15 protein-coding genes are annotated in these 13,954 nt (G+C 52.1%); all 15 read left to right on the forward strand.

What is annotated here, in order from left to right; all coding sequences use genetic code 11:
- The first annotated feature begins 14 nt into the window (after positions 1-14).
- The 15 genes from flhA to QZJ86_RS02830 all read left to right on the forward strand — a co-directional run bounded on the left by flhA (position 15) and on the right by QZJ86_RS02830 (position 13,953).
- The gene (gene flhA, locus QZJ86_RS02760; RefSeq protein WP_301936229.1) at positions 15-2,120 is read left to right on the forward strand and encodes a flagellar biosynthesis protein FlhA; all 2,106 of its coding nucleotides are present in this window, start codon (positions 15-17) and stop codon (positions 2,118-2,120) included.
- Between the two features lie 15 nt (positions 2,121-2,135).
- Positions 2,136-3,554 carry a flagellar biosynthesis protein FlhF gene (gene flhF, locus QZJ86_RS02765; protein ID WP_301936231.1) on the forward strand — a complete coding sequence of 473 codons (1,419 nt, stop codon included), beginning with the start codon at positions 2,136-2,138 and terminating at the stop codon, positions 3,552-3,554.
- 31 nt (positions 3,555-3,585) lie between these two features.
- Complete coding sequence (locus QZJ86_RS02770; RefSeq protein WP_301936233.1) at positions 3,586-4,419, forward strand: MinD/ParA family protein; 834 nt, start codon at positions 3,586-3,588, stop codon at positions 4,417-4,419.
- Positions 4,416-5,162, forward strand: coding sequence for an RNA polymerase sigma factor FliA (locus tag QZJ86_RS02775; RefSeq protein WP_301936234.1), 747 nt, complete (start codon positions 4,416-4,418; stop codon positions 5,160-5,162). Before QZJ86_RS02770 ends, QZJ86_RS02775 begins: the two co-directional genes overlap by 4 nt.
- A gap of 98 nt (positions 5,163-5,260) precedes the next feature.
- On the forward strand, positions 5,261-5,635 hold the full coding sequence (locus tag QZJ86_RS02780; RefSeq protein ID WP_455429806.1) for a chemotaxis response regulator CheY: 375 nt from the start codon (positions 5,261-5,263) through the stop codon (positions 5,633-5,635).
- A gap of 16 nt (positions 5,636-5,651) precedes the next feature.
- Positions 5,652-6,374 (forward strand): protein phosphatase CheZ, encoded by a 723-nt coding sequence (locus tag QZJ86_RS02785; RefSeq protein WP_301936237.1) that lies wholly within the window; start codon positions 5,652-5,654, stop codon positions 6,372-6,374.
- Between the two features lie 10 nt (positions 6,375-6,384).
- Complete coding sequence (locus tag QZJ86_RS02790) at positions 6,385-8,580, forward strand: chemotaxis protein CheA (protein ID WP_301936239.1); 2,196 nt, start codon at positions 6,385-6,387, stop codon at positions 8,578-8,580.
- Positions 8,581-8,589: 9 nt separating this feature from the next.
- Positions 8,590-9,687: a protein-glutamate methylesterase/protein-glutamine glutaminase gene (locus QZJ86_RS02795; RefSeq protein ID WP_301936241.1), complete on the forward strand. Its 1,098-nt coding sequence runs from the start codon at positions 8,590-8,592 to the stop codon at positions 9,685-9,687.
- Entirely contained in the window at positions 9,687-10,433 is a 747-nt protein-coding gene (locus QZJ86_RS02800; RefSeq protein ID WP_301936243.1) for a flagellar motor protein, read from the forward strand. Before QZJ86_RS02795 ends, QZJ86_RS02800 begins: the two co-directional genes overlap by 1 nt.
- 10 nt (positions 10,434-10,443) lie before the next feature.
- Positions 10,444-11,325 carry a flagellar motor protein MotD gene (motD, locus tag QZJ86_RS02805; RefSeq protein ID WP_301936245.1) on the forward strand — a complete coding sequence of 294 codons (882 nt, stop codon included), beginning with the start codon at positions 10,444-10,446 and terminating at the stop codon, positions 11,323-11,325.
- A complete protein-coding gene (locus QZJ86_RS02810; RefSeq protein WP_301936247.1) occupies positions 11,322-12,125 on the forward strand; it encodes a ParA family protein in 804 nt (267 codons plus the stop codon). The genes motD and QZJ86_RS02810 overlap by 4 nt, the downstream gene beginning before the upstream one ends.
- Positions 12,122-12,850: a chemotaxis protein CheW gene (locus QZJ86_RS02815; RefSeq protein WP_301936248.1), complete on the forward strand. Its 729-nt coding sequence runs from the start codon at positions 12,122-12,124 to the stop codon at positions 12,848-12,850. The genes QZJ86_RS02810 and QZJ86_RS02815 overlap by 4 nt, the downstream gene beginning before the upstream one ends.
- Positions 12,851-12,871: 21 nt before the next feature.
- On the forward strand, positions 12,872-13,345 hold the full coding sequence (locus QZJ86_RS02820) for a chemotaxis protein CheW (protein WP_301936250.1): 474 nt from the start codon (positions 12,872-12,874) through the stop codon (positions 13,343-13,345).
- A gap of 24 nt (positions 13,346-13,369) precedes the next feature.
- Positions 13,370-13,531: a hypothetical protein gene (locus QZJ86_RS02825; RefSeq protein ID WP_301936251.1), complete on the forward strand. Its 162-nt coding sequence runs from the start codon at positions 13,370-13,372 to the stop codon at positions 13,529-13,531.
- The gene (locus tag QZJ86_RS02830) at positions 13,531-13,953 is read left to right on the forward strand and encodes a DUF2802 domain-containing protein (protein WP_301936252.1); all 423 of its coding nucleotides are present in this window, start codon (positions 13,531-13,533) and stop codon (positions 13,951-13,953) included. The genes QZJ86_RS02825 and QZJ86_RS02830 overlap by 1 nt, the downstream gene beginning before the upstream one ends.
- Position 13,954 lies beyond the last annotated feature (1 nt).

Consider the following 13,954-nt stretch of genomic DNA (forward strand, 5'->3'; position numbering starts at 1 on the left):
TATCGAGCTGAATTATGGATTTCAAGAAAATACTAAACGCACTCAAATCCTTGACCCGTTTGGGTTTGGGAGCGCCGATGCTGATCATCATGCTGTTGGCCTTGCTGATCCTGCCTCTGCCGCCGTTTGCGCTGGATCTGTTTTTTACCTTCAACATCGCTTTTTCGCTGATTATCTTGCTGGTGGTGGTCTACACCCTAAAGCCGCTGGAGTTTGCCTCGTTTCCCACCGTCATTCTGATCGCAACCCTATTGCGGCTGGCGCTGAATGTCGCGTCCACTCGGGTGGTGTTGATCCGCGGGCACGAAGGCGGCGATGCCGCCGGTAAGGTGATCGAAGCTTTCGGCTCTTTCGTGATCGGCGGCAACTTCGCGGTCGGTATCGTGGTGTTCGCGATCTTGGTGGTCATTAACTTTATGGTGGTCACCAAGGGTGCCGGCCGGGTGGCCGAGGTCAGCGCCCGTTTTACCTTGGATGCGATGCCGGGTAAGCAAATGGCGATCGATGCCGACTTGAACTCGGGCTTGATCAATCAGGACGAGGCGCGCGCCCGCCGCGAGGAAGTGGCCGCCGAAGCCGATTTTTACGGCTCTATGGACGGTGCCAGTAAATTCGTGCGCGGCGATGCGGTAGCCGGGATCATTATCTTGTTTGTCAACATGATAGGCGGTTTGGCGATCGGCGTGGGTCAGCACGGCATGAGTTTTGCCGATGCCGCCAACGTTTATGTGCTGTTGACCATCGGTGACGGTTTGGTGGCGCAGATTCCGTCCTTGCTATTGTCGGTGGCCGCGGCGATGGTGGTCACTCGGGTAAGGGGGAGTAAGCAGGACATCGGTAAGCAGCTGAGTTCGCAGTTGTTCGAAGATCCTAAAACGCTGTTGGTGACCGCCGCCGTGATGGGGATATTGGGGATTATCCCCGGCATGCCTAATCTGGTGTTTATCCTGCTGGCGCTAACTTTGGTCGGTGGCGCTTATCTGATCGACAGGCGCCGTAAGCTGGAGGAAGAAAAAGCGCTGGAAATGGAGCGTATCGTCTCGCCGCAGCAACTGGCCAAAACCGAGATCAAGGAGTTGGGCTGGGACGATGTGATGCCGGTCGATGCGATCGGTCTGGAAGTGGGCTATCGGCTGATTCCGCTAGTGGATAGAAACCAGGGCGGGCAGTTGATGACGCGTATCAAGGGAGTGCGTAAGAAATTGTCGCAAGATCTAGGCTTCCTGGTGCCTTCCGTGCATATCCGCGATAACTTGGATTTAGCGCCCACCGAATATCGAATTTCCTTGATGGGCGTTAGTGTTGGCGAGGCCAATATCATGCCGGAGAAGGAAATGGCGATTAATCCTGGTCGGGTGTTCGGCACCTTGCCGGGGACGCCCTGTAAGGATCCTGCATTTGGCCTGGATGCGATTTGGATAGATCCCGGTCAAAAAGATCAAGCGCAAACCTTGGGCTACACCGTGGTCGATCCCAGTACGGTATTGGCCACCCATCTCAGCCATATTCTGCAAAGCAATGCCCACGAGTTGTTCGGCTACGAGGAAGCGCAACAACTGATGGAGAATTTGGCCAAGGTGGCGCCCAAACTGGCCGAGGATCTGGTGCCGAAGACCCTGCCGCTGGGTATCGTCGTCAAGGTGCTGCAAAATCTGTTGCTGGAACGGGTTTCGATTCGCGACATGCGCAGCATCGCCGAAACTTTGGCGGAGTACGGGATGAAGAGTCAAGATCCGGACATCTTGACTTCGGCGGTACGGGCGGCCTTAGGAAGGTCAATTGTCCATGAAATCAATGGAGTACAGACAGAAATTCCGGTGATTACTCTTGATCCTGGGCTGGAACAGATATTGCATAGGTCATTGCAGACGGCGGGCGAGAGCGGTGCCGGTTTGGAACCGGGCTTAGCCGACCAGATGCACAAATCCTTGGAAGAAAGTGTGCAACGAATGGAGATGGAAGGACAGACGGCGGTGTTGTTGGTGTCTTCTTACATTCGTCCCTGGTTGGCTCGCTTCGTTCGCCATTCGATATCCGGCTTACATGTGCTGGCCTATAATGAAATTCCCCAGGATCGGCAGATCAGGGTGGTTTCCACGGTTGGGCAGCGTGGACAATAAAACAGAGGTTGTGCGATGAAAATTAAACGCTTTTTTGCAGCAGATATACGGCAGGCCATGCGTATGGTCAAAGAAGAGTTGGGTGCCGATGCGGTGATCATGTCCAATCGCTCGGTTGACGGTGGCGTGGAGATCGTCGCAGCCCGGGATTTTGACGAACAGGTCATTCATAAAAACCTCAAGCAACGCGAAGAAGAAAAAGCGTCGGCGAACATCGTCAAAAACGAAGTCAAAAAAGTCGATTTGCCGGATTTCGAAGCCGAGAAAAAATCGTTGCATGTATTGAGCAGCGCCCGGAAACGCGGTGCCGACGGTGCGATTGCGGAGAATCCGATACGGCGCAACCTCGATCAATATGTCGGTTATGCCGAGAAATTGCAGATTACCGGCAGCCATGCGCAAAAAATCGCCGAAAAAGTTCGTCAACCTGACAAGCCCGCTTGGGCGGGGGCTGATCCTAAAATTAAGCCATTGCTCGATACCAGGCCGGTGCAAAGCCATTCTTCCGATAAGTTCATGGACGAAATGCGTTTGGAAATGAAAGAGCTGCGGACGATGTTGGATGCCAAGCTGTCCGGTATCGTAATGCAAATGCCGCAACACGGTCAGTCGCTGCATGACGATCTACGCGACCGTTTGTTGGACTGCGGATTTTCCAAAAATCTGTCCGGCAAGGTTGCCAATCGGCTGGGTAGCCATAAGCATTTTGATTTGGCGATGGGCAAAGCGCAGGAAATGCTGGCAAGGCTAGTGCCGGTTGCTGACGACAGCCTGCTGGATCAAGGCGGCATCGCGGCACTGGTCGGCTCGACCGGAGTCGGTAAAACGACTACCGTGGCCAAACTGGCCGCGCAATTTATTTTAAAGCACGGTTCCCGGCAAATTGCCTTGATTACCACGGACAATTACCGGATCGGCGCGCACGAGCAAATCAACACTTACGGCAGAATCCTGGATGTGCCAGTCAGGGTGGCGGGCGATGCCGAAGAACTGCGTCGGCATATCGATAGTTTTTCCGATAAACGCTTGATTTTGATAGACACCGCAGGCATGAGCCAGCGCGACATGCGCTTGGTAGAGCAGCTCAAAACCTTGCAACATGGCGATTTGCCGATTCGTTCCTACTTGGTGATGTCGGCCACTACCCAATACAAGGCCATGTTGGAAATTATGGACGCGTTCCGGATACTGGAACCGCAAGCGACTATACTTACCAAGTTTGATGAGGCTGTCAGTAAAGGTACGGCCTTATCGGCGATTATCGAGCGGCGCATGCCGTTGTCATTTATCACTGATGGGCAACAAGTGCCGGAAGATATTTATCTGCCCGATGCCGACACTTTAATTCAACAGTGCATGGCGAATGCCGATGAAAATCATCCGTATGGCGACGATGTGAATTGTGACGACTGGCAGGCGGAAAGCCATGCATAAGTCATTCGATCAGGCAGCTGGAATAAGACAAATGAGACATATGAAACCGGTGCGAGTTATCGCCGTCACGAGTGGCAAGGGCGGAGTTGGTAAAACCAATCTTTCCATCAATATCGGTGTGGCGCTCGCTAAAATGGGGCGGCGAGTGGCGATACTCGACGCCGACATGGGGTTGGCCAACGTCGATATTTTGCTGGGCATGTTTCCCGAATTTAATTTGTCGCATGTACTGAACGGCGAAAAAAGTTTGAAGGACATCATGATGACCGGGCCGGCCGGCCTAAAAATCATACCGGCGTCTTCTGGTATTCAGCGGATGTCGGATTTGTCCAGCATCGAACAAGCCGGCGTCATTCGCGCCTTCAGCGAAATCGACCGGGAATTGGATGTGCTGATCGTCGATACCGCCGCCGGTATCTCGGCGAGCGTGGTTAACTTTGCCCGCGCTTGTCAGGAAATCATTGTGGTGGTGTGCGATGAGCCGACATCGCTGGCCGATGCCTATGCCTATATGAAGTTATTGAATCGGGACTACGGGCTTAACAGCTTTCACATCATTACTAACATGGTGCAGTCGGCCGAACATGGTCAGGCTTTGTTCAACAAGTTGAGTAAAGTCACTGACCGGTATTTGGATATTACCTTGCAGTTTGTCGGCGCGGTGCCGCAGGACGAATATCTGAAAAAATCGGTGCAAAAACAGATACCCGTGGTAGAAGCGTTTCCGCAAAGCAAGGCGGCTTTAGCCATTAAAAATCTGGCCAGAAAAATTGATCATTGGCCAATCAAGCCTAAAGCAGGGGGCTATTTGGAGTTTTTTGTCGAACGCATGATTCAGTACAGCGTTAAAGAGGATGTTGCATGAGTGGAGCGGCAATGTATGCTGCCATGCAGGCTGGAAATGTTGATGCCTTAGTGATTCAACATGCGCCGCTGGTAAAACGCATTGCCTACCATTTAATGGGCCGCTTACCGGATACCGTGCAACTGGACGACTTGATTCAGTCCGGGATGCTGGGTTTGCTGGAGGCGCTCAAACATTACGACGCCGGCCAAGGTGCCAGTTTCGAAACCTACGCCGGCATACGCATTCGAGGCGCGATGCTGGATGAATTGCGCCGTTCCGACTGGACCCCGCGTTCGGTTCACAAGAAAGCCCGAATGGCCGCGGAGGCGATACGCGAACTCGAAAATACCTTGGGACGCGATGCTACGGATACCGAGGTGGCCGGCCATATGGGCATCGGTGTTAACGAATACCATCATATTTTGCAGGATGCGGTGTCCTGCAAGACCTTTAGCGTCGAAGAATTGGTAGAGGGCGAAAACAGTCTCATCGACGATGTGCATGGCAATCAGCAGCCGGACGAGGCACTGATTCAGCAAAATTTTCAAAAAGCGTTGGCCAAGGCCATTTCGGAATTACCGGAACGGGAGCGCTTGGTCATATCGCTGTATTACGACGAAGAGCTCAATTTGCGAGAAATAGGCAAAGTGCTTGATGTCAGCGAGTCACGGGTCAGCCAAATTTGCAGTCAGGCCATGTTGCGCTTACGAGCCAGACTTGCAGATTGGGTGGAAGGAAAAGATAATGAAAAATGCGGCTAATTTGCGGTTATTGCAGGAGTTTTTCGCAAGTATCGGCGGCATTTGGCTGTTTTGTAACGATTAAGTAATCTGGGTGGAGATTATCCTTGGATAAAAATATGCGTATTCTGATTGTCGATGATTTTTCGACAATGCGGAGAATAGTGAAAAACTTATTGAAAGATCTGGGTTTTACCAACACGGTAGAAGCCGATGACGGTAAAACCGCACTACCTATTCTGGAGAAAGGTGGTATCGATTTTCTGATCACGGATTGGAATATGCCGGGCATGACCGGCATTGATTTATTGAGGGCTGTCAGGTCTTCAGCTACGCTCGCTAATCTGCCGGTATTGATGGTGACCGCCGAAGCTAAGCGCGAGCAAATCATCCTGGCCGCGCAAGCCGGAGTAAACGGTTATGTGATCAAACCGTTTACCGCCGCAACCCTAAAAGAAAAAATCGAAAAGATTTTTGAACGTATCGACGGCTAACCCACAGGAAAACGATATGAATAAAGACCTGCTGAGTTTGGCCCGAGATTTGGTCGCGGCGTTGGAAAAAGGCGATGAAGCGACCGCCGATGAGATCCTCGATCAAGTAGCCGGCTTGAGAGAGACCCAATTGTTCAAGGAAGTTGGCCGACTCACCCGACAATTGCACGACACTATGGTGAGTTTCTCGGTCGATTCCAAGATCGCCGCGATGGCGGAGCACGATATTCCCGACGCCAAAGAGCGCTTGCATTATGTGATTGCGATGACCGAGCAGGCGGCGGATCAGACCTTGACGGCCGTTGAAGACCTGTTGCCGGTCGCGGACGAATTAAGCAGCCAAGCCAACCTATTGGCTGCGCAATGGAACCGTTTTTTGGAGCGGGAGATGCCTTTTGAAGAATTCAAAGCCATGAGCGCCGATCTCAGCCTGTATTTTGATCAATCGCGGGGTTCGTTGGATAAAATTCAAGCCGGATTAAACGACATCTTGATGGCTCAGGGCTTCCAGGATATTACTGGCCAGATTATTCGCCGGGTGATCGATTTGGTACAGGACCTTGAAACCAGCATGGTCAAATTGATCAGTATTTCCAGCCGGAAGGGATTTGCCAGCGGCAGCGCTGCGTTGCAACCCGAAGTACCAGGGCCTGTTGTGCCCGGTGTGGATGACAGGGCAGGGGATGTCGCCACCAGTCAGGTCGATGTCGACGATTTGCTGTCTAGTCTAGGTTTCTGAGGAAAACAACATGGCGATCGATCTGGACGACGAAATTTTACAGGACTTTCTGGTCGAGGCCGGGGAGATTCTGGATTGCCTGGGTGAACAACTGGTAGAGTTGGAACAAGCGCCGAACAATTTTGATCTGCTCAATGCGATTTTTCGCGGATTTCATACGATTAAAGGTGGCGCCGGATTTTTGGCTATCGGCGCTCTGGTCGATATTTGTCACAATGCCGAAGATGTTTTCAATGTGCTCAGGCAGGGAGAACGCCAGGTAACGCCAGATCTGATGGACGTCATTTTACAAGTGGTCGACATCGTCAATGAGATGTTTGGCCAAGTTCGTTCCGGCGAGGTGCCTAAACCGGCCGATCAAGGTTTGCTGAAGCGCTTGAAATCCTATGCCAGTCCGGCCGAAGCGGCTCCAGCTGCGATCATGGCCGACACGATTGTAGAGCAGCAGCCGGTGGCGCCAGCGCAATCCGCTCACGATTTGGCGGCGCAAGAGTTTGACGCGATGCTCGATCCCGAGGAATTGCTGGTCAGGGAATCGGCTGCGGGGGATGCGGACGAGATCACCGAACAGGAATTTGAAGATTTATTGGATGCTTTGCACGGTAAGGGGGGGGCGCCTACCGCGAAAGTTGAGCAAACGCAAGCATTGGCAGCCGACGATGAGATTACCGAAGACGAATTTGAAAAGCTGTTAGACGAGCTACACGGCAAAGGCAAATTTTCCGTAAAAGCCGCCGAACCGCCTGTTCAAGCCAATGATTCCGGGGATATAACCGACGAGGAGTTCGATCAGGTTCTCGATGCGCTGCACGGTAAAGGCAAGTTCAATGCCGCCAATCTGAGCGCTATCGACAAACCAGCGGTTGTCAATGCCCCCGAGCCGGTAAGCCACCCCGCTGCCGAGAAAGTCGTGGCCCGAGCTAATCCCGAACCCATTGCGGCGCAGGCGTCGGCCGTTGAGCCTGAACCGGCGAAATCGCCAAACAAGACGACGGTAATCGAGTCGGCTGCCGACAAAGCCAAGGCGGCACCGCAAGCCGATACCACAGTCAGGGTTGATACCCAGATTTTGGATGACATCATGAACATGGTGGGCGAGTTGGTATTGGTGCGCAACCGTTTTCAAACCTTGAAAGCCAATGCCGAGGCCGGCGAGCAACTGTCCAAGGCCATATCCAATCTGGATGTGGTGACCGCAGACTTGCAACTGGCGGTGATGAAAACCCGGATGCAGCCGATTAAAAAAGTGTTTGGCCGTTTTCCGCGGGTGGTGCGCGATTTGGCTAGAAGCCTGAAAAAAGAAATCAGACTGGAACTGGTCGGCGAGGAAACCGATCTCGACAAAAACCTGGTCGAAGCCTTGGCCGACCCGTTGGTGCATCTGGTCAGAAACGCGGTCGATCATGGTATCGAATCTCCGGAAGAACGAGAAGCGAAAGGCAAGCCCCGGGAAGGCGTGGTGATCTTGAAAGCGTCGCAGGAAGGCGATCATATTCAACTGTCCATCAAAGACGACGGCAAGGGTATGAATCCGGATGTGCTGCGCGCCAAGGTCGTGGAAAAAGGCCTGATGGATGAAGAGGGCGCCGCTCGACTCGATGACAAAGACTGTTACAACCTGATTTTCCTGCCCGGTTTTTCGACTAAAACCGAAATCTCGGACGTGTCGGGGCGCGGCGTTGGCATGGATGTCGTAAAAACCCGCATTGCGCAAATGAACGGAGTGGTGGAAATCGACTCCATTGAGGGCAAGGGCAGCACCATCATTATCAAAGTACCGTTAACCTTGGCGATCATGCCCACTTTAATGGTGAAACTGCGCGGACAGGCATTCGCGTTGCCGTTGGCTAGCGTACTGGAAATCCTGGATTTGGATTTGAGTAAAACCAACAAGGTTGACGGTCAATTGGTGGTGATGGTCAGGAACAAGGCTTTGCCGCTGTTTTATTTGAGTGAGTGGCTGGTCAGGGGGGCTTATTTTTCGGAAGAAAAACAAAACACTAGCCATGTGGTGGTGGTCAATGCCGGCGGCAGGCATGTCGGCTTTGTGGTCGATCAGTTGATCGGGCAGGAAGAAGTGGTGATTAAAGCGCTGGGCGCAAAACTGCATGGCCTGGAAGGTCTGGCGGGCGCCACCATTACCGGTGATGGCAAGATAGCCTTGATTCTCGATGTGCCGGGATTGATGAAGAAGTATGCGATGTGATGCGGCGATATGACCATTCGGGTATTGGTTGTTGATGATTCGAACTTTATTTGTAAGAGAATCCGGGAAATTTTAGAGGAAGACCAGGACTTTAAAGTGGTCGGCGTGGCGCATAACGGTCTCGAAGCGGTGCAGATGGCGGCCGACCTGCGCCCCGATGTAATTACGATGGATGTGGAAATGCCGGTCATGGATGGAATTACTGCAGTCAAGAAAATCATGAATACTCGGCCTTGTCCGATTCTGATGTTTTCGGCGATGACGCAAGTGGGTGCCCAATCGACGTTGGAAGCCTTAAATGCCGGGGCGATCGACTTTTTGCCGAAGCAGCTTGAGGATATCGATGCCAATCGCGAAACGGCCCGCTATCTGCTCAGGTTTAGAGTGCGGATGGTAGCCGCTCAGGCGCCAAGAATGTCGGCTCGACCCATAAGCGATCATGTCCTGGATCAGAAGCCGAAGTTGGGTGTAACCACCGCTGCATCGGGAAACGCTAATACTATGGCTACTCGGCCAAGAGCGTTGGTCGGCCGGCGTCGCAAAATCGATTTATTAGTGGTTGCGGCTTCAACCGGCGGCCCGGTTGCCATGCAGCGAGTCCTCAGTCAAATTCCGGCGGATTGTACGATGCCGATATTATTGGTACAGCATATGCCGCCTAATTTCACCAAAAGCTTTGCAGAGCGCCTGAATTTACTATGTGACATTAATGTTCATGAGGCTCAGGACGGCGATGTGTTAAAACCCGGCACCGCATTGCTGGGGCCAGGTGCCATGCAGATGCAAATTAAACAGACGGCCAGAGCCTCGCAAATTACACTGAGGCCCAAACAGTCCGGTGAGATTTATAGCCCCAGCGTGGATATTACTTTTAGCTCGCTTGCCGATGAGTTTTCCGGTCATGTGCTGGCGGTGGTGCTGACGGGAATGGGGGCGGATGGCAAAGATGGAGCCGAAAAATTAAGACAACGTGGCGCCGAAATATGGGCGCAAGACGAGGCCAGCAGTACCATCTACGGCATGCCAAAAGCCATCGCCGAAGCAGGCCTGGCTGATCATATTTATTCTCTCGACGAGATTGCCAACCAATTTAAAAAATTACATTGATGGATATTCTCAGTATTTTGGGTGTGTTAATAGGCTTTGCCGCGATTATTGGCGGTAATTTGCTGGGCGGCGGCGAGCTAGGGGCCCTGGTCAATTTCCATGCCTTTATTATTGTGGTGGGGGGGACACTGGGTGCGACCTTGCTGCAATTCCCGCCTAAGGTGTTCTTGCGCGGCCTACGCATTTTGAGTTGGATTTTCGTGCCGGAAAATTTACAGCTGAAAAAGCAAATCGAAAAAATCGTGCGTTGGAGTACCTTGGCCAGAAAAGAAGGTCTGTTGGGGCTGGAAACGGTGATCGAAACCGAAAAAGACAGCTTTGCCAGAAAAGGCTTGCAACTGTTGGTCGACGGCAATGAGCCGGAAGTGATTCGCGATTGCCTTGAGGTTGAGTTAATCACCAAGGAACATTTGGATACACAGGCTGCCAGGGTTTTCGAAGCGATGGGCGGTTATGCGCCGACTATCGGCATTATCGGCGCGGTGATCGGTTTAATCCATGTGATGCAGAACCTGGCCAAGCCGGAGCTGTTGGGTAACGGCATTGCCACGGCGTTCGTAGCCACTATTTACGGTGTTGGTTTGGCAAATTTATTGTTCATTCCGATAGCCAACAAGCTTAAAAGCTTGATTTTCGAAGCATCGCAAGCCAGGGAAATGGTAATAGAAGGTATTTCTTCGATAGCGGAGGGCGAGAACCCTCGCAATATTGAGTTGAAATTGTCCGGCTTTTTATTGGAAAAGTGAGGGAAACCTTATGAGCCGGCGTAGACGTAGGCCGTTGCAACAGGCCGATAACCATGATCGCTGGATGGTGTCCTACGCGGATTTTGTGACCTTGCTGTTTGCATTTTTTGTAGTGATGTATTCGATTTCATCGGTCAATCAAGGTAAATACGAAACGTTCTCCGAGTCCTTGGACCAAGCCTTGTTTCATAACGAGAAAATTCAGAAAGAAGCCGATCCGATCCAGATCGGCACGATTCCCACCACGATCCAACCGATTGAATTGCCGAATCTGCTGACAGCTGAGGAGCGCGAACTAAGTGAAGAGATCATGCAGGAAAAACGCCGGCTAGATGAAGTGTCACAGGAGTTTCAGCGAGCCTTACAGCCTTTTGTGGAAAGCCAGTTGGTGGGTATCAAAAAGCACGATTTCTGGGTGGAACTGGAAATGAATAGCGAGTTACTGTTTGCCAGCGGTAAGGCCGAGCTGTCCAGCAAGGCGGTGCCGGTGTTGCAGAAAGTGGCCGAGGCCGTGCGCGATGTGCCCAATGTGATCAATGTCGAGGGATATACCGACAACGTGCCGATTTCCACCGGTTTTTATCCGTCCAACTGGGATTTGTCGTCGGCGCGGGCTACCAGTGTGGTGAAGGAATTAGTGAAAAACAACATTCCGCCGACTCGATTATCGGCGGTGGGCTATGGAGAATTTCATCCGATTGCCGATAACAAAGACGAAGCGGGGCGTTTTAAAAATCGGCGGGTGGTGTTGGTGTTGATGTCGCAAGCCTTTGCCCGTTACGGTATGAGCGACGACGAGCGTGCGAAGGTACTTAATTTGGCGCCGTCGTCGCCAAATTCGCCACCCGAACCCTCAGTTGAAAAAGCCCCGGCAACGCCGGCTCAGTTATGAAAATATGGTCAGTTTCCAATCAAAAAGGCGGTGTTGGCAAAACTACTTCCGTGGTTACCTTGGGTGGCTTGCTGTCTTCCTGGGGTTTCCGGGTTTTGCTGGTCGATTTGGATCCACATGGTTCGCTGACCAGCTACTTCAAAATGAACCCGGACGAGATCGAATTCGGCGTTTACAATTTGTTTCTGGATGCCAGCGAGAAAAAGAAAAACGTCGATCCAGCGGCGTATATCGTCAAGACCGAATTCGACGGTATCCACGTTTTACCGGCATCGACGGCCATCGCCACCTTGGATAGGCAGGTCGCGGCTATCGGCGGCATGGGCCTGGTGGTCGCTACTGCGCTGAATAAGGTGGCCGATCAATACGACTACGTGATTATCGATAGTCCGCCCATGTTGGGGGTGTTGATGATCAATGCCTTGGCGGCTTGCGACCATTTGGTGATTCCGGTACTGGCCGAGTTTCTGGCCCTAAAAGGCTTGGACAGAATGGTGCACACGATTCGGATGGTGTTTCATTCCCGAAAAACCCCGCCCAAGTTCACTATCGTGCCGACCATGTTCGATAAACGCACCAAGGCTGCTCGCGATAGCTTGACTGCCTTGTATCAGCAATATCCGGAGAATGTTTGGCGTTCGGTGATTCCGGTGGATACTAAGGTCAGGGATGCGAGCCAGGCCGGCGCACCGTTATCGCTATACGATAAAGGCGCGCGAGCGGCCGAAGCTTATACCGAATTGTTGGAACTGTTATTGCTTGATAAGAGCCGAGACAAAAAATTGGCACCGCATATATGAATCAGGCAAAACCGCCCAGTATCGTTCATCAACAACTAGCACTCGATGTTTATTTACAGACCTTGTTGGATGAGGTTCCCGAGGCCGAAGACGATGCAGTTGCTGAAACAGTGGAGGCCGCACGGCTTGTCGCTCGTGAAGCGCTAAGTACCGCACCGGAGAGTGTGCCGGTAGTGGTGAGCAGTCCGGATGCGGCGGTCAAGACTTTAGTCCGCACCCGGCAAGCCAAGCTTGTCGAGCCGGAAAATCCGGTTAAACTACAGGCATTGTCGGTGATGCCTGATTGGGCGCAATACGAGTTTCAGGCTTTATTTTTCAAAGTCGATCAATTGATATTGGCAACGCCGCTGATCGAGTTGTCGAGAACCATCAAAATCGATCGCAAGCCCAGTAAAATTCCGGGGCAGCCGTCATGGTTCATGGGCTTGCTGGATGAGCACGATGACCGTATCGGCGTGCTCGATACCTGTCAGCTGATTTTCGGCAAGAACCGTAGCCAGCAACGTAATCAGGAAGACTACCCGTTCAAACGTATTTTAATTACGCAGGATAAAAAATGGGGTTTGGCTTGCGACGAAATTCTCTCCATCGGTAAAGTAAAGCCCGACGGTGTTAGATGGCGGACGGCCAGACAAAAAAAACCATGGTTGATCGGCACGATCATCGACGAGTTGACAGCGATTATCGATGTCAAACAGTTGGTGCCGCATCGAAAGAATAGTTAAACAGCATCCGGATAAAACAAAATGAGCGAAGATAGAAAACAAAGCGACCCTATCATGCAATGGGTAACTTTTTGTCTGGGCGACGAAAAGTACGGCATCAACGTCATGCAGGTACAAGAAGTGCTGCGCATCACCGAGATTGCGCCGGTTCCCGGTGCGCCTTCCTATGTATTGGGCATTATCAACTTGCGCGGTAATGTCGTGACCGTTATCGATACCCGCAACCGTTTCGGTTTGCCGTCCAAGGAAACCGACGATGCGTCTCGAGTCGTTATTATTGAGACCGACCGGCATATCATCGGTATTTTAGTGGATAGCGTCGCCGAAGTGGTGGAGATGCGTGCTTCGGAAATCGAAACCGCGCCGAATGTCGGTAATGAAGAAAGCTCTAAATATATCCAAGGTGTGACCAGTCGCGATAACCAATTGTTGATCCTGGTGGATTTGAACAAGTTTCTCAGCGACGACGAAAAGTCCGAACTGGATATGTTCTAAAAATCCAGGCTTGCGAGGTGAGTGATGATAGAGATCGAGCCGATAAGCCCCTACCCGCCTATCGTAACGGTGCGCAAGGTCGAGCGTGACGAACATCAGAAACACCCGGCGCAAAAGAAACCGCAACCCAAGCCCGAACAGACTGAGACCAAGCAGCCTGCCGAGCATATTGATGAAATAGTGTGATGGCTGATTATTTGTTGCCGGTGTTGGCAGGCATCAACCTATTTGTCCTGGTGCTGTTAATCTGGTTATTGCGCGATCACCAAAAACTGAAGCAAGAGCTGCAATTGCTGGAAGCGCAGATCCAGCGTAGCAACGAAGATGTCGCGGGCCTTTGCTCCGCGGCTGTGGCGGTCGACAGGCGTTTGGCGGCCAATGATTCACGCTTGAATAGCATCGCCGACCAAGTCAATACCCAACAGCAACCCGTCGCTACGATTATCCCCGTGGAGCCGGTGCAGGCCTCGGGTTACGAAGACGTGATTCAGAAAATTCGCCGCGGAATCGGCATTGATGAACTGGTCAGAGAGTGCGGTTTAACCCGTGACGAAGCCGTTTTGTTGATGCGTCTGCATGGCGGTAGCCATCGCTCAGGTCTGGGTTAGC

Source organism: Methylomonas montana (assembly GCF_030490285.1).
GTDB lineage: Bacteria > Pseudomonadota > Gammaproteobacteria > Methylococcales > Methylomonadaceae > Methylomonas > Methylomonas montana.